This window comes from Burkholderia sp. MSMB617WGS, assembly GCF_001532025.2.
GTDB lineage: Bacteria > Pseudomonadota > Gammaproteobacteria > Burkholderiales > Burkholderiaceae > Burkholderia > Burkholderia savannae.
Map to the genome: position 1 here is coordinate 513,870 of NZ_CP013458.1, position 23,214 is coordinate 537,083.

The 23,214-nt window shown below is 68.9% G+C and carries 18 protein-coding genes; 16 read left to right on the plus strand and 2 right to left on the minus strand.

Annotated elements, in window-relative coordinates; translation table 11 throughout:
• Positions 1-16: 16 nt before the first annotated feature.
• The 5 genes from andAc (at position 17) to WT60_RS22415 (ending at position 3,984) form a co-directional block, all read left to right on the plus strand.
• A complete protein-coding gene (gene andAc, locus WT60_RS22395; RefSeq protein ID WP_038751016.1) occupies positions 17-1,294 on the plus strand; it encodes an anthranilate 1,2-dioxygenase large subunit AndAc in 1,278 nt (425 codons plus the stop codon).
• A gap of 13 nt (positions 1,295-1,307) precedes the next feature.
• Positions 1,308-1,805, plus strand: a complete 498-nt coding sequence (gene andAd / locus WT60_RS22400) for an anthranilate 1,2-dioxygenase small subunit AndAd (RefSeq protein ID WP_038751018.1) — start codon at positions 1,308-1,310, stop codon at positions 1,803-1,805.
• 21 nt (positions 1,806-1,826) lie between these two features.
• Positions 1,827-2,156, plus strand: coding sequence for an anthranilate 1,2-dioxygenase ferredoxin subunit AndAb (gene andAb / locus WT60_RS22405; RefSeq protein ID WP_038751020.1), 330 nt, complete (start codon positions 1,827-1,829; stop codon positions 2,154-2,156).
• Entirely contained in the window at positions 2,143-3,384 is a 1,242-nt protein-coding gene (gene andAa / locus WT60_RS22410) for an anthranilate 1,2-dioxygenase system ferredoxin--NAD(+) reductase (RefSeq protein ID WP_060356288.1), read from the plus strand. Before andAb ends, andAa begins: the two co-directional genes overlap by 14 nt.
• 183 nt (positions 3,385-3,567) lie before the next feature.
• Entirely contained in the window at positions 3,568-3,984 is a 417-nt protein-coding gene (locus WT60_RS22415) for an HIT family protein (RefSeq protein WP_038751023.1), read from the plus strand.
• Between the two features lie 54 nt (positions 3,985-4,038).
• On the opposite strand, the gene WT60_RS22420 is transcribed toward WT60_RS22415, so the two are convergent.
• Positions 4,039-5,691: a phospholipase D family protein gene (locus WT60_RS22420; RefSeq protein WP_038751065.1), complete on the minus strand. Its 1,653-nt coding sequence runs from the start codon at positions 5,689-5,691 to the stop codon at positions 4,039-4,041.
• A 170-nt stretch (positions 5,692-5,861) separates the two neighbouring features.
• On the opposite strand from WT60_RS22420, the gene WT60_RS22425 reads away from it, so the two are divergent.
• From WT60_RS22425 to WT60_RS22455, 5 genes are all read left to right on the plus strand, one after another.
• Entirely contained in the window at positions 5,862-6,395 is a 534-nt protein-coding gene (locus tag WT60_RS22425) for a GNAT family N-acetyltransferase (RefSeq protein WP_060356303.1), read from the plus strand.
• A gap of 29 nt (positions 6,396-6,424) precedes the next feature.
• Positions 6,425-7,711 (plus strand): DUF445 domain-containing protein, encoded by a 1,287-nt coding sequence (locus tag WT60_RS22430; protein ID WP_038751025.1) that lies wholly within the window; start codon positions 6,425-6,427, stop codon positions 7,709-7,711.
• Between the two features lie 216 nt (positions 7,712-7,927).
• Positions 7,928-9,508 (plus strand): Na+/H+ antiporter, encoded by a 1,581-nt coding sequence (locus WT60_RS22440; RefSeq protein ID WP_060356290.1) that lies wholly within the window; start codon positions 7,928-7,930, stop codon positions 9,506-9,508.
• Positions 9,509-9,831: 323 nt separating this feature from the next.
• Entirely contained in the window at positions 9,832-11,472 is a 1,641-nt protein-coding gene (locus WT60_RS22450; RefSeq protein WP_038751030.1) for an acetolactate synthase large subunit, read from the plus strand.
• 46 nt (positions 11,473-11,518) lie between these two features.
• Positions 11,519-12,952 carry an aldehyde dehydrogenase family protein gene (locus tag WT60_RS22455; protein ID WP_059671637.1) on the plus strand — a complete coding sequence of 478 codons (1,434 nt, stop codon included), beginning with the start codon at positions 11,519-11,521 and terminating at the stop codon, positions 12,950-12,952.
• Between the two features lie 248 nt (positions 12,953-13,200).
• Here WT60_RS22455 and WT60_RS35305 read toward each other — a convergent pair whose 3' ends face one another.
• Positions 13,201-13,548, minus strand: a complete 348-nt coding sequence (locus WT60_RS35305) for a MaoC family dehydratase (protein ID WP_236860912.1) — start codon at positions 13,546-13,548, stop codon at positions 13,201-13,203.
• A gap of 899 nt (positions 13,549-14,447) precedes the next feature.
• Here WT60_RS35305 and WT60_RS22465 point away from each other — a divergent pair.
• From WT60_RS22465 to WT60_RS22495, 6 genes are all read left to right on the plus strand, one after another.
• Entirely contained in the window at positions 14,448-15,545 is a 1,098-nt protein-coding gene (locus WT60_RS22465) for a hybrid sensor histidine kinase/response regulator (protein ID WP_038751033.1), read from the plus strand.
• Between the two features lie 193 nt (positions 15,546-15,738).
• Positions 15,739-17,415 (plus strand): methyl-accepting chemotaxis protein, encoded by a 1,677-nt coding sequence (locus tag WT60_RS22475; RefSeq protein ID WP_060356291.1) that lies wholly within the window; start codon positions 15,739-15,741, stop codon positions 17,413-17,415.
• A 28-nt stretch (positions 17,416-17,443) separates the two neighbouring features.
• Positions 17,444-17,980 carry a chemotaxis protein CheW gene (locus WT60_RS22480; RefSeq protein ID WP_060356292.1) on the plus strand — a complete coding sequence of 179 codons (537 nt, stop codon included), beginning with the start codon at positions 17,444-17,446 and terminating at the stop codon, positions 17,978-17,980.
• A complete protein-coding gene (locus tag WT60_RS22485) occupies positions 17,977-20,124 on the plus strand; it encodes a CheR family methyltransferase (protein ID WP_060356293.1) in 2,148 nt (715 codons plus the stop codon). Before WT60_RS22480 ends, WT60_RS22485 begins: the two co-directional genes overlap by 4 nt.
• On the plus strand, positions 20,105-20,833 hold the full coding sequence (locus tag WT60_RS22490; protein WP_059581104.1) for a chemotaxis protein CheW: 729 nt from the start codon (positions 20,105-20,107) through the stop codon (positions 20,831-20,833). The genes WT60_RS22485 and WT60_RS22490 overlap by 20 nt, the downstream gene beginning before the upstream one ends.
• On the plus strand, positions 20,830-23,214 hold the full coding sequence (locus WT60_RS22495; protein WP_060356294.1) for a hybrid sensor histidine kinase/response regulator: 2,385 nt from the start codon (positions 20,830-20,832) through the stop codon (positions 23,212-23,214). The genes WT60_RS22490 and WT60_RS22495 overlap by 4 nt, the downstream gene beginning before the upstream one ends.

The window sequence follows — 23,214 nt, forward strand, 5'->3', positions numbered from 1 at the left end:
TCGACAGGAGACAACGATGGAAACGACCGAATCGCCAGTATCGCTGATCAATCGCGCCGATTCGTCCGACGTGCGATTCCCGCGCGACGACGGATCGCGCGTGCCGTACAAGGTGTTCAGCTCGCAAGCGGTGTACGACCGCGAGCAGGAGCGGATCTTCCGCGGGCCGACGTGGAATTTCGTCGCGCTCGAAGCGGAGATTCCGAAGCCGGGCGACTTCAAGAGCACGTTCGTCGGCGACACGCCCGTCGTCGTCACGCGAGGCGAGGACGGCGCGCTCGCCGTGTGGGTGAACCGCTGCGCGCATCGCGGCGCGCAGGTGTGCCGCAAGGCGCGCGGCAACGCGAGCTCGCACACGTGCGTCTACCACCAGTGGAGCTTCGACAATCAGGGCAACCTGCTCGGCGTGCCGTTTCGGCGCGGCCAGAAGGGCATGACCGGGATGCCCGCGGATTTCGATCCGAAAAACCACGGGCTGCGCAAGCTGCGCGTCGACAGCTACAAGGGCCTCGTGTTCGCGACGTTCAGCGACGACGTCGCGCCGTTGCCCGACTATCTCGGCGCGCAGATGCGCCCGTGGATCGACCGCATCTTCCATAAGCCGGTCGAGTATCTCGGCTGCACGCGCCAGTATTCGAAATCGAACTGGAAGCTGTACTTCGAGAACGTGAAGGACCCGTATCACGCGAGCATGCTGCACCTGTTTCACACGACGTTCAACATCTTCCGCGTCGGGATGAAGGCGCGCTCGATTCCCGATGCGACGCACGGCCTGCACAGCATCATCACGATGACGAAGACGCGCGAGGACGCCGACACCGCGAGCGCATACAAGCAGCAGAACATCCGTTCGTTCGACGAAGGTTTCTCGCTCGAGGACGATTCGATCCTCGCGCTCGTGTCCGAGTACGACGAGGACACGACGAACCACATCCAGCCGATCTTTCCGCAGCTCGTGATCCAGCAGATCCACAACACGCTCGTCGCGCGTCAGCTGCTGCCGAAAGGGCCGAAGAACTTCGAGCTGATCTTCCACTTCTTCGGCTACGCGGACGACACGCCCGAGCTGCGCGCATTGCGGATCAAGCAGGCGAACCTCGTCGGGCCCGCGGGCTACATCTCGATGGAGGACACCGAGGCGACCGAGCTCGTGCAGCGCGGCACGGTGCGCGACGCGGATGCGGCGTCGGTGATCGAGATGTCGCGAGGCAATCCGGACCAGCAGGACACGGCGATCACCGAAAGCCTGATCCGCAAGTTCTGGGTCGGCTACCAGAAGCTGATGGGCTATTGAAGGGGAGACGAACATGACCGACATCACCGACGACATCACCGGCGATATCCGCACCTGGTTCGAACTGCACATGCTGCAGGACCGTTACATCGGCCACCTCGACAACGATCGGCTCGAACGGTGGCCGGAGCTTTTCACCGAAGACTGCCTGTACGAGATCGTTCCGAAGGAAAACGCCGACATGGGCTTGCCGATCGGCATCGTCTACTGCACGAACCGGCGGATGCTGCGCGACCGCGTCGTGTCGCTGCGCCACGCGAACATTTACGAGGCGCACACGTACCGGCACATGACGTCCGGGCTCACGATCGTCGGCGGGAACGGCGGTGAGATCGAGACGGAGAGCAGCTACGTCGTCGTGCAGACGCGCAGCGACGGCGAATCGAACGTCTACCAGGCGGGCAAGTATTACGACACGGTCGTGCGCACGGCCGAGGGGCTGCGCTACAAGAAGAAGCGCGTGATTTACGACACGTCGCGCGTGCAGACGCTGCTCGCGACGCCGATCTGATTCTCACCAGGAGTTCGAAGCATGAGCAACGAAACCGTCGCCGCGTGGCATCCGCTCGGCGCACTCGACGAGTTCTCGGCGGACGAGCCGGCCGCGCGCGTCGTCGGCAACAGGCCGGTCGCGGTGTTTCGGATCGGCGACGACGTGTTCGCGCTGCACGACCTGTGCACGCACGGGCATGCGCGGTTGTCCGAAGGATTCGTTGAGGACGGCTGCGTCGAGTGCCCGCTGCATCAGGGGCTCTTCGACATCCGGACGGGCGCGCCGAAATGCGCGCCGGTGACCGAAGCCGTGCGCGCGTATCCGATCCGCATCGTCGACGGACAGGTCGAGATCCATGTCGACGAATGATCCGTATCTGATCGCGGGCGGCGGGCACGCGGCGCGGCGCGCGGCCGAGACGCTGCGCGCGCGCGATCCGGCCGCGCGCATCGTGATGATCGGCGCGGAGCCCGAGCTGCCGTACGACCGGCCGGCGCTGTCGAAGGACGCGCTCGTCGAAGCGGACGAAGGCGAGCGCCGCGCGTTCGTGCGCGACGCCGCGTGGTATCGCGAGCGCGGCATCGCGCTGCGGCTCGGCGTGCGCGTCGACGCGATCGAGCGCGCCGCGCAGCGGGTGCGCTTGAGCGACGGCACGAGCGTCGGCTACGCGCGTTTGCTGATCGCGACCGGCTCGCGCGTTCGGCGCTTCGCCGGGCCGATCGACGCCGGCGTGCCTGTTCACTACGTGCGCACGGTCGCCGACGCGCGCGCGTTGCGCGCGGCGCTCGCGCCGGGCAAGCGCGTCGTGGTGCTGGGCGGCGGCTTCATCGGGCTCGAAGTGGCCGCGTCGGCCGTGCGGCTCGGCTGCCGCGCGACGGTCGTCGATCCCGCGCCGCGCCTGCTTCAGCGCGGAATGCCCGAAGTCGTCAGCGCATTCGCGCTCGCGCTGCATGCGCGGCGCGGCGTCGACGTGCGGCTCGCCGCGCTGCCCGAGCGCATCCGCCGCTGCGCGAGCGGCGCGGCCGTCGTCGAGACGAGCGCGGGCGACGTCGAGGCCGACGTGGTCGTGGCCGGCATCGGCGTCGTGCCGAACGTCGAGCTCGCGCAGGCGGCGGGGCTCGCCGTCGACAACGGCATCTGCGTGGACGACGGGTGCCGCACCGCCGATCCGGCGATCTTCGCGGCGGGCGAGGTCACGCGGCATTTCAATCCGCTCGTCGGCCGTGATCTGCGGATCGAGTCGTGGCAGGTCGCGGAGAACCAGCCGGCCGTCGCGGCGGCGAACATGCTCGGCGGCGCCGAGACTTACGCGGAATGGCCGTGGCTGTGGTCCGATCAGTACGACTGCAACCTGCAGACGCTCGGCCTCTTCGACGGCGAGCAGACGCTCGTGCTGCGCGGCTCGCCCGAGCGCGACGGCGCGTTTTGCGTGTTCGCGCTGAACGCGCGCGGCGAGCTGAAGGCGGTCGCGGCCGTCAACGCGGGGCGCGAGATCGCCGCGTGCCGCCGATTGATGACGGCGAACGTCGCGCTCGATCCCGCGCGCCTCGCGGACCCGTCCGCCGCGTTGCGCTCGATGTTGCCTCGCGGTGCGTAGCGCGTAGCGTCCGCGCCTTGCGGAACGGCTGCCCGATCGATGCCGTCACGCACGCGTGCGAGCGCCGGACGCTTGCGCGCGTGCGCCTTCTCGCGCCGTATCGCTTGCGCGTTCGCGCGCGAGCGGTAAGAATCGCGTGTTGACTGACATCCGACAGACAGGCTCGCGAGCCGGGAGACTTTGATGGCCTACGATCAATCGAACATTTTTGCGAAGATCCTGCGTGGCGAGGTGCCGTGCATCCGGTTGTGCGAAACGGACACGACGCTCGCGTTCATGGACATCATGCCGCAATCGAAGGGCCATGCGCTCGTCGTGCCGAAGGAGGCGGCGGAGACGTTCTACGAGCTGTCCGAGGAAGCGGCGGCGGAATCGATGAAGATGGTGAAGCGCGTCGCGCTCGCGCTGCGCAAGACGCTCGAACCGGAAGGGCTGTTCATCGGCCAGTTCAACGGCGCGGCGGCGGGCCAGACGGTGCCGCACGTGCATTTCCACGTGATCCCGCGCTGGGCCGACGAGCCGCTCAAGATGCACGCGCGCGAGATGGCCGATGCGGCGGAACTGCAAGCGCTGGCGGAGCGGATTCGCGCGGCGTTGTAAGCGCAACATGCGCGGGCGGGCGCGGCGCGGCGACGGGCTGCGCCGCGCCGCGCGTCAAAGCTGATCGTCGATCGGCAACAGCAGGCACAGCCCCGCCAGCAGGTTCCGATAGAAGCCCGCGTTCGGATCGACGCTGTACGTGCGCACGCGGCCGTCGGCGACCTCGGTCCACACGAGCGGCCACGCCGTCGCGCTCGCGCCCGCCGTCTGGAGCGCATCCGGCGCGTGGGGCGCGAGCGTCACGCGGTAGCTGATCGCCGGCTTCGTCACTTCGTCGAACAGGTTCGCGACTTCGTTCGCGAGTTGCGGGCTGTGAATCACGAGCGCGAGCTCCGTGTTCAGGTGCGCGGAGCGCGGATCGAGATTCATCGAGCCAATCACGAGAATTTTCCGATCGATCACGTACGCCTTCGCATGCAGGCTCGCGCGTGAGCGCGAGCCGAGCATGCCGATGCGCGCGCGTGCCTGATCCGGCTTGTATTCGTACAGCTCGACGCCGTGCCGCAACATCGGCACGCGATACGGCGCGTAGCCGGCCTGCACGGCGACGGCATCCGTCGCCGCGAGCGAATTCGTCAGGATCGCTACGCGTACGCCGCGCGCGGTCAACTGGCCGAGCGCCTTCACGCCCGCCTTGTGCGGCACGAAATACGGCGACAGCACGAGGAATTCGCGCTGCGCGTCGCGCGTCAGCGCGATGAGCCGCTGCATCGGCGGGCTTTTGTAGCTGTCGTCTGGCGCGGCGATCTTGTCGGGCGAATCGGCGGTGAACTCGGCGCTCGCCCAGACGAGGCCGAGTTCGCTGCGCGCGATCTGCGCGGAAAGCGGCGTCGCGTTCAGCGGCTTCGCGTTGTACGGCGTCGCGTTCGCGCGCCAGTGCGCCCGCAGCGCTTCGCGTGCCGCGTCCAGATCGGTCGCGTCGTAGTGCCGCCGATTCAGCGCCGGCAGCGGATACGTGAGCGCGCTCGCCCAGTACGCGTCGAAGCTTGCCGAAATGTCGCGCGTGACGGGGCCGGCCGCGAGCACGTCGAGATCGCGGAACTGCAGCGTCGGGCTCGCGTTGAAATACTCGTCGCCGAGATTGCGGCCGCCGACGATCGCGATCTGGTTGTCCGCGATCATTGCCTTGTTGTGCATCCGGCGCGTGAAATTGTCGATCTGCGTGAAGAGGTTCGTCGTGCGCGCGAGCATCCCACGGCGCGCGGCGCCGAACGGATTGAACACGCGCACTTCGAGGTTCGCGTGCGCGTCGAGCGCGGACATCAGCTTGTCGACGTCCTTGAAATTCAGATCGTCGACGAGCATCCGCACGCGCACGCCGCGGTCGGCCGCATACAGCGCGGCGCCGAGCAGCAGCTTGCCCGTCGTGTCCTCGGCGGCGATGTAGTACTGAATGTCGAGCGTCTTCGTCGCCGCGCGCGCGACCGCGATGCGCATCTGCAGCGCCTCGTCGCCGCGCGGCAGCACGAGAAAGCCCGATTCGCCCGGGTGCAGCGGCGCTTGCGTGGCGAGCGCGGCCGCGAGGGGCGTCGACGTGCCGGGCGGCAACGCGTAGGAGACCGTGCGGTCGAGCGCCGTGGCGGGCGGATGCGTCGCGCAGCCGGCGAGCCCGAGCGCCGCGCACACCACGAGCGCGCACGCGGCGGCCGTCATGAAGCGGGTGGGGCGGTGCAGCGGCAAGCCGCGGCGGGCGGCACGATCCGGCACGTTGAGACCTCCTTCGGGCATCTGTCTGGATGATCGTCGAATCGACGGCACGGCAGGCCGGGCGCCGCGCGAAGGCATTCTAAGTGGCGCCGGCGACGCGGGTCAACCGAGCCGCGCGCCGCCCGGTGTACCATCTGACGAGTCCGTCATTCCTGCTCGCGAAGCCCGTCATGGCCCATCCGGCATCCTCGCCTTGCATCGAAATCAGGCGCCTTCGCGCCGCGCACGCGGCCGACTATCGCGCGATCCGCCTCGCCGCGCTGAAGGACGCGCCGGACGCATTCGGCTCGACCTACGAAGCCGAGGCCGCGCGGCCTCCGGTCGCGTTCGCCGAGCGGCTCGACAGCGCGATCGTGTTCGGTGCGTACGTCGACGGCGCGATCGCAGGCATGGCCGGCTTCAAGCGTCGGGAAGGCGCGAAGGAGCGTCACAAGGGCTTCCTGTGGGGCATGTATGTCGCACCCGTTGCAAGGCGGCGCGGCGTCGGCGCGGCGCTGCTCGACGCGGTGCTCGCGGCCGCGGAGCAAGCGGCCGAGCAGGTGACGCTCGCCGTCGCCGACGGCAACGGCGCGGCGCGCGCGTTCTACGAGCGGCACGGCTTCGTCGCGTACGGCGTCGAGCCGCGCGCGCTCAAGGGAGCGAACGGCTACGCGGACGAATGGTTGATGGTGAAGTTCCTGCCGTCCGCGCCGCCGCGCGCGTGACGAGACGAAATCGATACGACCGGATCGCGATGCTCGACGACAAGGAACGGGAACTCCGAAACAGCAAGCGGCGCGCGCTCGCGCTGCTGCTCGCCGCGGCGGGCGTGTTCGCGGCGACGCTGTTCGCGCCGCGCGGCTTCTGGATCGACGGCGTCAAGGCGATCGCGGAGGCGTCGATGGTTGGCGCGCTCGCCGACTGGTTCGCGGTCGTCGCGCTGTTTCGGCGCGTGCCGATACCGTTCGTGTCGCGGCACACGGAGATCATTCCGCAGAACAAGGAAAAGATCGCCGACAATCTCGCCGCATTCGTGCAGGAGAAGTTTCTCGATCCGGCGTCGATCGTCGCGCTGATCAAGCGGCACGACCCGGCGGCCCGGCTCGCGCAGTGGCTCGCGACGCCGCGCAACGCGCACGTGCTGGGCGGCTACGCGACGCGTCTCGTCGCGTTCGGGCTCGACATGACCGACGACGCGCGAATCCAGTCGTTCGTGAAGGACGCGTTTCATGCGGCGCTCGACCGGATCGACCTGTCGCGATCCGCGGGCGCGATCCTCGACACGCTGACGAAGGACGGCCGCCATCAGGCGTTGCTCGACGACGGGATCGCGCAGATCGTCGGATTCCTTCGCGATCCCGACAATCGCGCGTCGATCGCGACGTACATCGTCGACTGGCTGAAATACCAGTTTCCGAAGATGGAGAAGCTGCTGCCGACGAGCTGGCTCGGCGAGCACGGCGCGGAGCTGATCTCGAACGTCGTGACGCGAGTGCTCACGCAGATCGCCGAGGACCCCGAGCATCGGCTGCGGCGCAGCTTCGACGACGCGGCAGCGCGCCTCGTGGTGCGATTGAAGCGCGACCCCGCGTTCATCGAGAAGGGTGAGGAAATCAAACGCTATCTGCGCGACGGCGACGTGTTCAACCGCTACGTGAAGGACATGTGGGACCAGCTTCGCGCCTGGCTGAAGGCCGATCTCGCGCGCGACGATTCGGTCGTCCACCAGCGCGCGACGGCGCTCGGCGGCTGGCTCGGCGAGCGGCTCGCGCAGAGCCCGCAATTGCGCGACTCGATGAACGAGCACGTCGAGCGCGCGGCGAGCGAGATGGCGCCCGAGTTCGCCGAGTTCCTGACGCGGCACATCAGCGACACCGTGAAGAACTGGGACGCGCGCGAGATGTCGCGGCAGATCGAGCTGAACATCGGCAAGGATCTGCAATACATCCGGATCAACGGCACGCTGGTCGGCGGGCTGATCGGGCTCGGGCTCTATGCGGTGTCGAGCCTCGCGCGCTGGGCGGGCGCGCTGCCTTTCTGAGCGCGCGCGTTCGTCGCCGCTGCGCTTTCGGCGCTTTCGCCGGGATCAGCGAGATCAGCGAGATCAGCGAGATCAGCGAGATCACCGCGCCGAAGCATCGGCATCCTGAACGAATTTGACGATTGCGCGCTCGACGCCGCATGCGTCGGCATGCTGTAATCGCGCGATCGGCCGCCCGTCGTTCGGCCGTTTAACTCTCGCGTGGAAGGCGCACCCATGTCTCCGGTCTCGGCATTCAAGCTCGTCCTGCTGTCGTTTCTCGCGATCGTCGCGCTCGAGCTGCTCGCGAAGCGGCTCAAGCTGCCGCCCGCCGCCGCGCTGCTCGTCGGCGGCGCGGGCATCGCGTTCCTGCCCGGCTTGCCGCCCGTTGATCTCGATCCCGATCTCGTGCTGATCGTGTTCTTGCCGCCGCTGCTGATGGACGGCGCGTACTTCTCGGTATGGGAGGAGTTCAAGCGCAACGTCGGCGGCATCATGATGCTCGCGATCGGCGCGGTCGCGTTCACCACGTTCGCGGTCGGCTTGGCCGTGCATCTCGTCGCGCCGGGCCTGCCATGGGCCGCGTGCTTCGCGCTCGGCGCGATCGTGTCGCCGCCCGACGCGGTCGCCGCGAAGGCCGTGCTCGAGCGCGTCGCGCTGCCGCGCCGGCTGATGGTGCTGCTCGAAGGCGAGAGCCTGCTGAACGACGCGGCGGGGCTCGTGCTGTTTCGCTTCGCGCTCGCCGCCGCGCTGACGGGCGCGTTCAGCGCGGGCGACGCGCTCGTGCGCTTCGCGGAGCTCGGCTTCGGCGGCGTCGCGGTGGGCTTCGTCGTCGGCTGGCTGATCGTGCGCTTCCTGAAACTCATCGAGGACGACTATCTCGTGATCACGACGGCCGTTCTCGCCGCATGGATCAGCTACATCGCGGGCGAGATGTTCGAGGTGTCCGGCGTGATCGCGACCGTGACGACCGGGATGATGCTCGGCTGGCATCAGCACGAGGTGTTCTCCGCGTCGGTGCGCAATCGCGGCACCGCGTTCTGGCAGGTGATCGTGTTCCTGCTCGAGGCGCTCGTGTTCGTGTTGATCGGCCTGTCGCTGCGCGGCGTGATCGTGCGGCTCGGCGGGCTCGGCGAGGTGTTCGCGACGATGACGCCCGCGGTGGTCGCGGTGCTGGCCGCCGTCGTCGTGTCGCGCTTCGTCTGGGTGTTCGCGGTCGAGCTGCTGAAGGCGCCCGTCGCGCGCGTGCGCGGGCGTGGACCGCTCGCCGACTGGAAGGCGGCGGCCGTGATGAGCTGGGCGGGAATGCGCGGCGTCGTGACGCTCGCGATCGCGCTGTCGCTGCCGGACGCGATGCCGGGCCGCGATTTGATCCTCGTCGCCGCATTCGCGGTGATCCTCGTCACCGTGCTGCTGCAGGGCACGACGATCGGGCCGCTGATTCAACTGCTGAGGCTGCGCGATCCGGGGCCCGCGCCGCATCATCTGACGGAACCGCAGACGTGGGCGCGCGTCGAGGCCGCGCAGCTCACGGCGATCCAGCCGCTCGTGCGCGACGCCGGCGGCAACCTCATTCATCCGCGGCTGCTCGAGCAATATACGTACCGCGCGAACGTGACCGCGCGCCATCAGAACGAGCCGGCGTTTCCGGAGCACGAGCGCAACGCGCACTACGACGTCGTGCTCGCGGCGATCGCGGCCGGCCGTGCGGAGCTGCTGCGGCTGCATCGCGGCGGCCAGATCCACGACGAGATGCTGTACCTGCTCGAACGCGATCTCGACTTGCAGGAGATCGCGGCGCAGCACGCGAAGGGATAGCGGCGCGCGCGGCGCGCATGGTTCTTCGGCGTGTCATCGTTTCGTAAGCTGCCCGCCTCGAAGCGGCTTTTTCGGCGATCTCCTACAATCGAGAATCGCCGCCACCGATGCGCCGCCGATGCGGCGTCGATCGCGCGCCGGCAGCCGTCCGGCCGCGGCCGGAAATAGCGGGCCGCGCAGCCCATCGCCGCGGCTGTTTCGCTCTGCTTGCTTTTGCTTTTGTCTGTCGAAGGAAAGGGTCGCGTGCGCCGTAGGCCGGCGTAAGCGTCGCTCAACGCCGCGCGCGCCGTAAGCCGGAGGCGCGGCACCAACCGAGAGTCCCCATGAAAGCATCCGATCTGTTCGTGAAGGCGCTGGAGGCGGAAGGCGTCCAGTATGTGTTCGGCATTCCCGGCGAGGAAAACCTCGATCTCCTCGAGTCCCTGCGGCGCTCCCGCATCAAGCTCGTACTGACCCGCCACGAGCAGGCGGCGGGCTTCATGGCGGCCACCTACGGGCGGCTGACCGGCAAGACGGGCGTGTGCCTCGCGACGCTCGGCCCCGGCGCGACGAATTTCGTGACGGCGGCCGCGTATGCGCAGCTGGGCGGCATGCCGATGCTGATGATCACCGGGCAAAAGCCGATCAAGTCGAGCAAGCAGGGCCATTTCCAGATCGTCGACGTGGTCGGGATGATGCAGCCGCTCACGAAGCTCACGCGGCAGATCGTGTCGATCGGCAACATTCCGTCGGCGGTGCGCGAGGCGTTCCGGCGCGCGGAGGAAGAGCGCCCCGGCGCCACGCACCTCGAATTGCCCGAGGACATCGCGCACGAGGAGGGCGACGGCAAGCCGATTCCCGCGAGCTACAGCCGCCGGCCGATCGCCGAGGAGAAGGCGGTCGCGCACGCGGCCGAAGCGATCCAGGCGGCGCGCCATCCGCTCTTGATGATCGGCGCGGGCGGCAATCGCAAGACGACCCGCAAGATGCTCAAGGAATTCGTCGACACGACGGGCATACCGTTCTTCACGACGCAGATGGGCAAGGGCGTGATCGACGAAACGCATCCGCTGTGGCTCGGCAACGCGACGCTGTCGGACGGCGATTTCGTGCACCGCGCGATCGAGCACGCGGACTGCATCATCAACGTCGGCCACGACGTGATCGAGAAGCCGCCGTTCTTCATGCGCGCCGACGACAAGACCGTGATCCACGTGAACTTCCTCGGCGCGCAGGTCGATCCCGTGTACTTCCCGCAGATCGAGGTCGTCGGGGACATCGCGAACGCGGTGTGGCAGATGAAGGAGACGCTCGCGCGCCAGCCGCACTGGGATTTCTCGCGCTTCATGCTGATCAAGGAGCACTTCGAGGCGCACCTGAAGAAAGGGCAGGACGACCCGCGCTTTCCGATGTATCCGGTGCGGATCGTCAACGATCTGTACCGGTCGATGCCGGAGGACGGCATCGTCTGCCTCGACAACGGCATGTACAAGATCTGGTTCGCGCGCTACTGGCGCGCGCACGAGCCGAATTCGCTGCTGCTCGACAACGCGCTTGCGTCGATGGGCGCGGGCCTGCCGTCGGCGATCGCGACGAAGATCGTGCATCCGCAACGCAAGGTGATGGCCGTGTGCGGCGACGGCGGCTTCATGATGAATTCTCAGGAGCTCGAAACGGCGGTGCGGCTCAAGCTCGACCTCGTCGTGATGATCCTGCGCGACGACGCGTTCGGAATGATCCGCTGGAAGCAGGAGAACATGAACTTCCCCGATTACGCGATGACGCTCGCGAACCCGGATTTCGTCGCGTACGCGCAGAGCTACGGCGCGCATGGGCACCGGATCGCGTCGGCCGACGAACTCGAGCCTCTCGTGCGCGAATGCTTTGCGTCGCCGGGCGTGCATCTGATCGACGTGCCGATCGACTACTCGGACAACGAGCGCGTGCTCAATCGCGAAATCAAGCGCCTGTCGGCGCAGTTGTGACCGCAGTGGGCGGCACGGCGCATCAAACCGGACGGAGTGATTCGACATGCTGAAGGAAACCTATCCGTATTACCTCGCGAACGAGGCGGTGTACGCGAACACCGATCTCGACGTCACCGACAAGTACAGCGGCGAGGTCGCGACGCGCGTCGCGCTCGCCGACGCGAAGGCGATCGACGCCGCGATCGGCGCGGCCGTCGCCGCGCAAAAGCCGCTGCGCGAGCTGCCGGCGTTCAGGCGGCAGGCGATCCTCGAGCACTGCGTCGCGCGGTTTCGCGAGCGCTTCGACGAGCTGGCCGAAGCGCTGTGCATCGAGGCGGGCAAGCCGATCAACGATTCGAAGGGCGAAGTGACGCGCCTCATCGACACGTTCCGCGTCGCGGCGGAGGAATCGGTGCGCATCGAGGGCGGCCTCATCAACCTCGAAATCTCGCCGCGCGCGCAGGGCTACAGCGGCTATTACAAGCGCGTGCCGATCGGGCCGTGCTCGTTCATCTCGCCGTTCAACTTTCCGCTGAACCTCGCCGCGCACAAGGTCGCGCCCGCGCTCGCCGCGGGCTGCCCGTTCGTGCTGAAGCCCGCGAGCCGCACGCCGATCGGCGCGCTGATCATCGGCGAAGTGCTCGCGCAAACCGATTTGCCGAAGGGCGCGTTCTCGATCCTGCCCGCGCATCGCGACGGCGCCGATCTCTTCACGACCGACGAGCGCTTCAAGCTGCTGTCGTTCACGGGCTCGCCCGCGGTCGGCTGGGCGCTGAAGGAGAAGGCGGGCAAGAAGAAGGTCGTGCTCGAACTCGGCGGCAACGCGGCCGCGATCGTCGACGCCGATCAGCGCGAGCGGCTCGACTACGTCGTCGAGCGGCTCGCGTTCGGCGCGTACTATCAGTCCGGGCAGAGTTGCATCGGCGTGCAGCGGATCATCGCGCATGCGGATGTCTACGACGCGCTGCGCGAGAAGCTGATCGCGAAGACGCGCTCGCTGAAGATGGGCGATCCGAAGGACCCGGCGACGTTCGTCGGCCCGATGATCTCCGAATCCGAGGCGCGGCGGCTGGCCGGCTGGATGGAAGCGGCCGTCGCGGCGGGCGCGAGGATAGTCGCGGGCGGCGGCGTCGACGGCGCGATGTTCGAGGCGACGCTGCTCGAGAACGTCGGCCGCGATCAGGATCTGTATCGCAAGGAGGCGTTCGGCCCCGTCGCGCTGCTCGAGACGTTCTCCGATTTCGACGACGCGCTCGCGCGCGTGAACGACAGCGATTTCGGCCTGCAGGCGGGCGTGTTCACCGATTCGCTCGCGCACGCGCAGCGCGCGTGGGACGAGCTCGAAGTGGGCGGCGTCGTGATCAACGATGTGCCGTCGTTCCGCGTCGACAACATGCCGTACGGCGGCGTGAAGGATTCGGGGCTCGGCCGCGAAGGGATTCGCTACGCGATCGAGGACATGACCGAGCTGCGGCTCATGGTGGTGCGCAAGCGTTGATTGCGGCGCGGCGGCGTGATGCGGTGCCGCCGTCGCGCGCGTCGCCGCCGCTTCGCTGCGCGCTCGGCTTGTTCGGTGCGCTCGGCGTGCGATTCCGCAGACCTATCCTTTCGTCACGAGCATCCGGCGGATCGGCGCGCGGGAAGCGGGCGAGCGCGACGGGCGGTGCGTGGCGTCGATGCAGGGCGAAATGCGCAGCGGCCGCCGCGACAAGACGGCCGCGAATCGCGGCGACGGCGCCTTGCGCGCTACGCCGCCGCGATCGCGTGGCCCGGCAGGCTGAGGCTCGTCGACTTCGCGAGCACGCAGACGTCGCCCGCCGCGTTGCGCAGCGTGCCTTCGAGGCGCACGACGTCGCCTTTGAGCTTCGGGTTCGGCTCGATCGCGACGATCCGCCATTCCATCGTCGCCGTATCGCCCGCCGCGACCGCCTTGCGGAACTGAAATTCGAATTCGAGCCCGAGCGCCGGCCGCCGCTCGCTGAGGAACGTCGCGACCATCCCCATCATCAGCGCCGAATAGTGCGTGCCGCTGACGATCAGTCCGCCGAATCGCGTCGATCCGGCGAGCGCCTCGTCGTGATGCAGCGGATTCATGTCGCCGGCGAGCGCGGCAAATCGGCGAACGGATTCAATGTCGAACGTGACCATTTTCGAGATAGTTTCGCCGACGTTGTAACTCGTATTCATGAGGATGCGCAGAATAATTGGATAAGAAAGTGGCGGCCGCGTATTAAACGGCAATTGCCGAATATCGAGATAAGGCGGCAATGGCCGCGATCGTCGCCGTCTCGAAAAACCGGGGGGGCGGCGCGCGAAGCGTTCCCGCTCACGCCGGCATTGACGGCGATGCGCGCCGCCGCATCGATTGGAGATGCTATCGTTCACCGACCGGACGGTCAATCTGACGGCGCGTCCGGCCGAACCGGGCGGCTTCGTGCATGTGTGAGGCGTCGAGCCGAGAGCCGAGCGCCGGCGCGTGTCGCGCGCGCGCGTCAAACGCCCGTCGAGCGGGCGTCGCGGGCCGATTTCCGGCAGGTCGCGCAGGTTCGGCGAACATGCGGTGACTTGCGTCGAAGAAAACGTTTGCGCTCCCTTCATCTTCCGGCGTCGCGAGCCCGATTGATAAACCGCACTGTGGCGAGCAGATAACACACTGCTCGGATGCAATTGCGCGCCGCGCGTATCCGGCGCATTGTGACCACGAAATCAGCCGGGCCGCTCCGACACACGCTTTTACCTGATCGAACGATGACTCGATCGTAAAAAGGAGTGAAATGCGCATCGATTATCGAGCGAGATCAGCGAGCGGACTTAATTTCATTTAACATCAGCACTTTATATTCGTTTTAAGAAAGAATGAGGGCCCGTTTCATTGCCGTTCACGAGGAACGGCGGGCTCGCGCTCACGCGATCGCATGCTGAACCAGCCGGGCAGGCGAGCGACGAACGGGGCTGGAACAGGCAACAAGGCAACGATTGCGTAGCGCTACGACATGATGAACAAAACGAGTAGGGATAATGCTTCGGATTCGCTTGAATCGGGGATCTCGGTGCTGCTGGTCGACGACCAGGCGTTCGTCGGCGAAGTGATTCGCCGCTCGCTCGTCCCGGAGGGCGACATCGTGCTGCACACGTGCACCGACGCGCAGCGCGCGCTCGCGATGGCGAGGGAAGTGAAGCCGACCGTGATCCTGCAGGACCTCGTGATGCCCGACATCGACGGCCTTGATCTCGTGCGCGCATGGCGCGCCGACGCGCAGACGGCGCGCGTGCCGATCATCGTGCTCTCGGCGAAGGAAGAGCCTGTCGTCAAGCGCGCGGCGTTCGTCGCCGGCGCGAACGACTATCTCGTCAAGTTGCCCGACACGATCGAGCTGATCGCGCGCATCCGCTACCACTCGAATTCCTACCTGATGCTGCGGCAGCGCGACGAGGTGCTCGATTTCCTGTCGCACGACATGCGCACGCCGCAGACGTCGATCCTCGCGCTGCTCGACGTCTATCGCAACGAGCACGGCGCGATGCCGCCGATTCTCGAGCGGATCGAGACGCACGCGCGCCGCGCGCTCGCGCTCGCCGACGGCTTCATTCATCTGACGCGCGCGCAATCGGAGAAGCGGCCGAGCGAGACGGTGAGCCTGAACGAGGTCGTGCTCGATGCCGTCGACCAGATGTGGGAGAAAGCGGGCAGCGTCGGCAGCCGCGTGAGCGCCGACGTGCCGCCGACGGAGTGCCTGTGCATCGGCGACCGGATGATGCTCACGCGCGCGGTCGCCAATCTCGTCGACAACGCGCTGAAGTATGGGCCGGCGGGCTCGGAGGTGCGCTGCACGCTCGTCGAGGACGGCGACGGCTGGCTGATCGGCGTCGAGGACGAAGGCGCCGGCATCGCGCCCGAGCAGCGCGCGGCCGCGACCGAATCGTTCGTGCGGCTCGTGCCGGCGGGCGGCGCGCAGCGCGGCGGCTTCGGGCTCGGGCTCGCGTTCGTGCGCGCGACGGCCGCGAAGCATCGCGGTCTGATCCTGATGCGCTACACGCCGCGCGGCTTCCTCGCGGGACTTCGGATTCCGAAGGATGCGAGCGCCGCGTGACGCGCGCGCTGGCCGCACGCCGCCGTCCGTGCGACACGATCCGCTTCGCGCGCGCCGACCTGTCCTCGTTCACGATGGTTCAAGTTACACTCGCGATGCCCGGGTTTCGCGTCGCGCCGGGATCGATGCGATCCGCCCCGCGCGTAGCGCGACGCTTTCCTCATCTGATTTTCCGCCAGCCGGATAAAACGACATGCCCACAGTGACGCCTCGCGCCAGCCACGAGATTCTTCGCAAACCCGCCGCCGGCAGCCGGCTCACGCTGGGCAACCGGATACTGTTCAGCTTCGGCGCGCTGTTCGTGCTGATGCTGTTCATGGCGGCGCTGTCCTATCAGCGCCTGCGCGCGATCAACGACGAAGCGATCAGCATCGAGCGCGATTCCCTTCCGGGCGTCTATCTCGCCGCTTCGTTGCGCGCGGCGACGAACGAATCGTACATCGCGCTGCAGCGCGCGGTGTTCGTCGACGCCGACGCCGACGCCGTCCGGCGCGATCTCGCGAAGGTGCCCAGCCTGCTCGAGGAAACCGACAAGCTGATGTCCGCGTATCAGGCGTCGATCTACCGCAACGACGATCAGGAGCGCTTCAACGCGTTTCGCGCGTCCTACGAGCGCTACGTGCCGCTCCTGAACGACGCCGTGCAGAAGGCGCACGGCGCGAAGCCCGATTCGCTCGCCGCGTACGCGAAGATGACGCCCGCGTGGGAAGAGGTGATTCGCACCGCCAACGTTCTCGTGCAGGAGAACCGGCGCTTCGCCGAGCAGTCGGCGACGCTGATCCGCGAATCGGTGCACGGCACCGAGATCACGCTCGCGGTCGCGCTTGGCGTCGTGCTCGTCGCCGCGCTCGTGCTCGGCTATTTTCTCTATCGCGCGGTGACGGTGCCGATGGCGCGGCTCGTCGACGTGCACGACGTGATGCGCACGGGCGATCTGACGCAGCGCCTGAACCTCGGCCGCAGCGACGAATTCGGCACGCTCGAGAGCGGCTTCAACCGCATGGCCGACGAGCTGACCGCGCTCGTCGCGCAGGCGCAGCAGTCGTCGCTGCAGGTGACGACGTCGGTCGCCGAGATCGCGGCGACGTCGCGCGAGCAGCAGGCGACGGCGAACGAAACGGCGGCGACGACGACCGAGATCGGCGCGACCTCGCGCGAGATCTTCGCGACGTCGCGCGATCTGCTGCGCACGATGAACGAGGTGTCGGCGGTCGCCGAGCAGTCGGCGACGCTCGCGGGCGTCGGCCAGAGCGGCCTCACGCGGATGGGCGAGACGATGCGCAGCGTGATGGATGCGGCGGGCTCGGTGAACGCGAAGCTCGCGATCCTCAACGAGAAGGCGATCAACATCAACCAGGTCGTCGCGACGATCACGAAGGTCGCCGACCAGACCAACCTGCTGTCGCTGAACGCCGCGATCGAAGCGGAGAAGGCGGGCGAGTACGGCCGCGGCTTCGCGGTCGTCGCGACCGAGATCCGCCGCCTCGCGGATCAGACGGCGGTCGCGACGTACGACATCGAGCAGACGGTGAAGGAGATCCAGTCGGCGGTGTCGGCGGGCGTGATGGGGATGGACAAGTTTTCCGAGGAAGTGCGGCGCGGAATGCGCGACGTGCAGCAAGTGGGCGGCCAGCTGTCGCAGATCATCGCCGAAGTGCAGACGCTCGCGCCGCGCTTCCAGATGGTCAACGAAGGGATGCAGACGCAGGCGAGCGGCGCCGAGCAGATCACGCAGGCGCTGTCGCAACTGTCGGAGGCCGCGCAGCAGACGGCGGAATCGCTGCGGCAGTCGTCGCAGGCGATCGACGATCTGACGCTCGTCGCGAACCAGTTGCGCACGGGCGTGTCGCGCTTCAAGGTCGACGCGTGATGTGCGTGACGCGCCAAGCGGAGCCGACATGCTGTTCCTGCTGTTTCACCTAGACGGCGAGCGCTACGCGCTCGATGCGGCGGAGATCGCCGAAGTGCTGCCGCTCGCCGCGACCAAGACGATTCCCGGCGCGCCCGCGTGGGCGGCCGGCATCCTCATGCATCGCGGCGAGCCGGTGCCGGTGATCGACGTGCCGCGGCTCGCGCTCGGCCGCGCCGCGCAGCCGTTGCGCTCGACGCGGCTCGTGCTCGTGCGCTACCGGCTGCCTGCCGCCGAGCCGGCGGTCGCGCCGCCGCGCGTGCGTCTGCTCGGGCTCATCGTCGAGCGCGCGACGCAGACCGCGCGAATCGCGCGCGACGCGTTCCGCGACAGCGGAATCGCGACGCCGCACGCGCGCTGGCTCGGGCCGATCGCGAGCGACGCGGACGGCGTCGTCCAGTGGGTCGCGGTCCAGCACATCGTTAGCGGCGATGCGCGCGCATTGCTGTTCGACTACGCGGCGGCGCTCGATCCGGCCGGCGCGAGCGCGCCGCTCGCGGGCGCACCGACGGGAGGCAGCCGATGAACGCGTTCGATCCGCGCTTTCAGGCGTGGCTGTCGCGCGAGACGGGGATCGATCCGGCCTCGCTCGGCAACGACTTCGTCGCGCGCGCGCTCGCCGAGCGGATCGCCGCGACGCAGCCGGGCGCGGGCGGCGATGCGGCCGAGCAGGCCGCACGTTCGCCGCAGCCGATCACGAGCGAAGCGCTCGATGCGTACTGGCAGCGCCTGAACGCGTCGGACGACGAGCGGCGCGCGCTGATCGAGCTGTTCGTCGTGCCGGAGACGTGGTTTTTCCGCGAGCGCGAGGCGTTCGGCGCGCTCGCGCGGCTCGGCGCGCAGCGGCTGTCGGCTCAGCCCGCGCGTGCGCTGCGGGTCCTGAGCGCGCCGTGCTCGACGGGCGAGGAGCCGTATTCGGCGGCGATGGCGCTGCTCGACGTGGGCATCGATCCGGCGCGCTTCGAGATCGACGCGCTCGACATCAGCGCGCGCGCGATCGCGCACGCGGAGCGCGCGCGCTACGGGCGCAACTCGTTTCGCGGCCACGCGCTCGGCTTTCGCGGCCGGCACTTCAAGGCGGCGGCCGACGCCTGGGTGCTCGACGAGCGAGTGCGCGCGTGCGTGCGGTTCCGGCAGGCGAATCTGCTGGATCTGCTCGGCTGCCCCGGTCAACCGTACGACTTCGTGTTTTGCCGCAACGTGCTGATCTATTTCGATCGCGACGCGCAGGATCGCGTCGTGCGGATCGTCGAGGAGCAGCTCGACGAGCGCGGAATCCTGTTCGTCGGGCCGGCCGAGACGGGGGTCGTGATGCGGCAGGGGCTGACGTCCGCGCAGATTCCGTTGGCATTCGCGTTTCGCAAGCCGGCCGTGGACGCGTCGGCGTGGCCCGGCGCGAACGGCACCGGCGCGCATGCGGCGGGCGCCGCGTGGCGAGGCGGATCGGCGGCGGCGGGCATCGCGGGCGCCGATCGCACGCCGACGCTCGGCGGCACGTTGCGCGCGGTCGCGCATGAATGGTTCTTCGATGCCGGATGGCCGACGCCCGAGCCGATCGCGCGCGCGATCGACGGCGCACCGGCCGAGCCGTCCGCCGGATCGTCGGTGCCCGCGCCGGCCGCGATGCGCCCCGCATCCGAGCCGCTCGCGCGTGGCGGTGATTCCGAATCCGATTCCGACTTCAGCTCCGATTCCGACTTCGACTTCGACTCCGGCTTCAACTCCGGTTTCAACTCCGGCTCCGATCCCGGCTGGCGGGCCGTCGGCGCATTCGCGCGCGCGCCCGACGTCGCGCGGCCCGGTGGCGAACCGCTCGCGCGAGCGGTTCGCGACGCCGCACGCGCCGCGATCGCGCCGCAAGCGAACGCGTTCGATGCGGGCTGGGCGGCGGCCGGCGCGTTCTCGCGCGCGCCCGGCGGCGCGCACGCGCACGCCGATGCGTTCGAGCGTGCGGGCGGCGGCGCGCATGTCGCGGCCGAGCCGCTTGCGCGTCGCGCGAACGTCGCGCGTCCGGCGCTCGAATCACTGCCCACGGCGGCGGCCGACGCCGGTTGGCCCGCTGCCGGGCCGATCGCGCGCGATGCCGGCGCCGCGCCGCGCACGTCCGCGTCGCTCGCGCGGGCGTTCGACACCGCGTGGCTCGCGTCCGGGCCGATCGCCGGCGCGGCCGGCGTCGCGCAGCCGGCACCCGCGCCGCGCGCGCCCGGCTCGCCGGCGCTCGGCGGCGCCGCCGCGATGGGCGCCGCGATCGACGCCGCGCAGCGCGCGACCGGCGATCCGCGCATCGGCGCGCCGCCCGAGGCGCTGCTCGACGTGGCCCGCCGCCTCGCCGACGCGGGCGCGCTCGACGCCGCGCAGCAGGCGGTGCATGCGTCGATCGAACAGTCCGGCCCGTGCGCCGACGCCTTCTACCTGCTCGGCCTGATCGCCGATGCGCGAGGCCGCGGCGACGAAGCGGCGGACTGCTATCGGAAGGCGCTGTACCTCGAGCCGTCGCATTACGAAGCGTTGACTCATTTGGCGACGCTGCTCGACATAGCGGGCGATCGCGACGGCGCACAGTGGCTGATGCAACGGGCCCGGCGCGCGGCCCAATACGAATCGGCCGCGTCCGTGACCGACACGGACGGCGGCGAACCGAGAGGAACCCATGGACCGCGACGCCGTTGAGCGACCACGGATCGCATTCGACATCGACGCTTGCTGGAATCGCATCGGCACGCGCGGCGACCGTTCGTGCGAGCGGCTCGATACGTACCGCCGCTGCCTGAATTGCCCCGTGTTCGAGCGTCACGCGGCGCTGCTGCTCGACCGCCCGCTGACCGACGCGGATCTCGCCGACGCGGCGCGCCTCGCCGCCGAGCGCGCGCCGCGCGCGAACGCGGCCCCGGCCCCGTCGGCGGCGCGCGACGGCGCGGCCGAGACCGTTCATTCGGCGTTCGCGTTTCGCGTCGCCGACGAATGGCTCGCGCTGCCGATCCGCGTGCTGCGCGAGATCACCGACACGAGATCGATTCATCCGCTGCCGCATCGCCGCAACCGTGCGGTGCTCGGCATCGTCAACGTGCGCGGCACGCTGCGCGTCGCGGTGTCGCTCGCGGAGCTGCTGAGCCTCGATGCGCGCGCCGATAGCGCCGCGTCGCGCGCGAGCTTCACGCGCATGCTCGTCGTCGCGCATCGCGGCGATCCGGTCGTGTTCCCGGTCGACGAAGTCGAAGGCGTGCTGCGCTTCACGCCGGCCGAGTGGATGCCGGTGCCGGCGACCGTCGCGCGCACGGGCGACGCGCATTCGCGCGGCGTGTTCGCGTGGCGCGGCAAGACGATCGGCCTGCTCGACGAGGACCGCCTGTTCGATTCGCTCACGCGGAGCCTGCGATGAGTCACGACGACGATTTCGGCCGCGCGTCGCTGCTCGAGCTGTTCCGCGAGGAGACGCACACGCAGACGCAGGCGCTCTCCGAGCGGCTGCTCGCGCTCGAGCGCGGCGCGCAGGACGCGGCGACGCTCGAGGCGTGCATGCGCGCCGCGCATTCGCTGAAGGGCGCGGCGCGGATCGTCGGGGTGCCGCAGGGCGTCGACATCGCGGGGCGAATGGAGGATTGCTTCGTCGCCGCGCAGCACGGGCGGCGGCCGCTGACGCCGTGTCATGTCGACGCGCTGCTGACGGGCGTCGACCTGCTCGTGCGCGTGGGCGATCCGCAGGCGGCGGCGTTGGTCGCGCAGCACGAGATCGACGCGTTCGCGGCGGCGCTCGCGGCGGCGGATGCGGGGACGGGCGACGCGCAGACGGGCGACGCGGGCGAGGCGGATGGCGCGGGCGCGCGCGGCGGCGGGGCGGCGGGCGGAGATGCCGCCGCCGGATCGAGCGGGAAGACCGACGCGATGCGCGCAAGCGGCGGCGGACGCGGTGCGGGCGATGCGAGCGGCATGGGCGGCGCGAGTGGCGCGGGTGATGCGAGTGATGCGGCCGGTGTCGGTGGCGTTCGCGTTGCATCGGACGCCGGCGAAGCACGCGGCGCATCCGGCTCGATGCGCCGCGTGCGCGCGGACACGCTGAACCGCCTGCTGAGCCTGTCCGGCGAATCGCTCGTCGAATCGCGCTGGCTGAAGCCGTTCGCCGAATCGATGCTGCGCGTGAAGCGCGCGCAGCGCGATGCGGCCCGCTCGCTCGACGCGCTCGTCGAATCGCTCGCCGACGACGCCGACCCGCGCGTGCTCGGCGCGCTCAACGAGGCGCGGCAGATGTTCACCGACGTGCAGCGCACGTTCGCGACGCGGCTCGACGAGCTCGACCGCTTCGAGCGCCGCAGCTCGCACATCGCCGAGCAGCTCTACGACGAAGCGCTGCAATGCCGGATGCGCCCGTTCGGCGACGCGACGCGCGCGTATCCGCGCGTCGTGCGCGATCTCGCGCGCTCGCTCGGCAAACGTGTGCGCTTTTCGATCGCCGGCGAAGCGACGCAGGTCGACCGCGACATCCTCGACATGCTCGACGCGCCGCTCGGCCACCTGCTGCGCAACGCGATCGACCACGGCGTCGAGCCGCCCGATGCGCGGCTCGCGCGCGGCAAGCCGGCTGAAGCGGCCATCACGCTCGAGGCGCGGCACAGCGCCGGGTCGCTGCTCGTCAGCGTGAGCGACGACGGCCCCGGCGCCGATCTCGCCGCGGTGCGCGCGGCGATCGTCCGCCACAATCTGACCGACGAGGACACGGCCGCGCGCCTGTCCGATCAGGAACTGCTCGAATTCCTGCTGCTGCCGGGCTTCTCGATGCGCGAGCAGGTGACGGACGTGTCCGGCCGCGGCGTCGGCCTCGACGCGGTGCAGGAGATGGTGAAATCGGTGCGCGGCGCGGTGCGGATCTTCAACGAGCCGGGCCTCGGCATGCGCTTCGTGCTGCAGCTGCCGCTCACGCTGTCGGTGATCCGCAGCCTGATCGTCGAGGTCGGCGGCGAGCCGTACGCGTTCCCGCTCGTGCAGGTGCGCCGCACGCTCGAGCTCGACCGCGCGGACATCGACGTGCTCGAAGGCCAGCAGCATTTCCCGCTCGACGATCGCCGCGTCGGCCTCGTCACCGCGCATCAGCTGCTCGACGCAGGCGAGCTCGACGAGGGTCGGCCGACGACGGCCGTCGTCGTCGTGGGCGGCGAGCCGGAAACCTACGGCGTCGCGGTCGACCGCTTTCTCGGCGAGCGGATGCTCGTCGTGCAGCCTTTAGACGGACGCCTCAACAAAATTCAGAACATTGCGGCGGGCGCTTTGCTGGAAAATGGCGATCCGGTGCTGATCGTCGACGTCGAGGATCTGATCCGCTCGATCGACAAGCTGATTCGCGGCGGCGAGCTCGCGAAGGTGCGGCGCGGCGATCAGGACGCGCTCGCGCGGCGCAGCAAGCGCGTGCTCGTCGTCGACGATTCGCTGACCGTGCGCGAGCTGGAGCGAAAATTGCTCGAGAAGCGCGGCTACGACGTGACGATCGCGATCGACGGGATGGATGGCTGGAACGCGATTCGCAGCGACAGCTTCGACCTGGTCGTCACCGACATCGACATGCCGCGGATGGACGGCATCGAGCTCGTCACGCTGATCAAGGGCGATCCGCTGCTGAAATCGGTGCCCGTGATGATCGTCTCGTACAAGGATCGCGACGAGGACCGCCGGCGCGGGCTCGAAGCGGGCGCCGACTATTACCTGGCGAAGGGCGGCTTCCACGACGAGGCGTTGCTCGACGCCGTGCACGACCTGATTGGGGACGCGTAA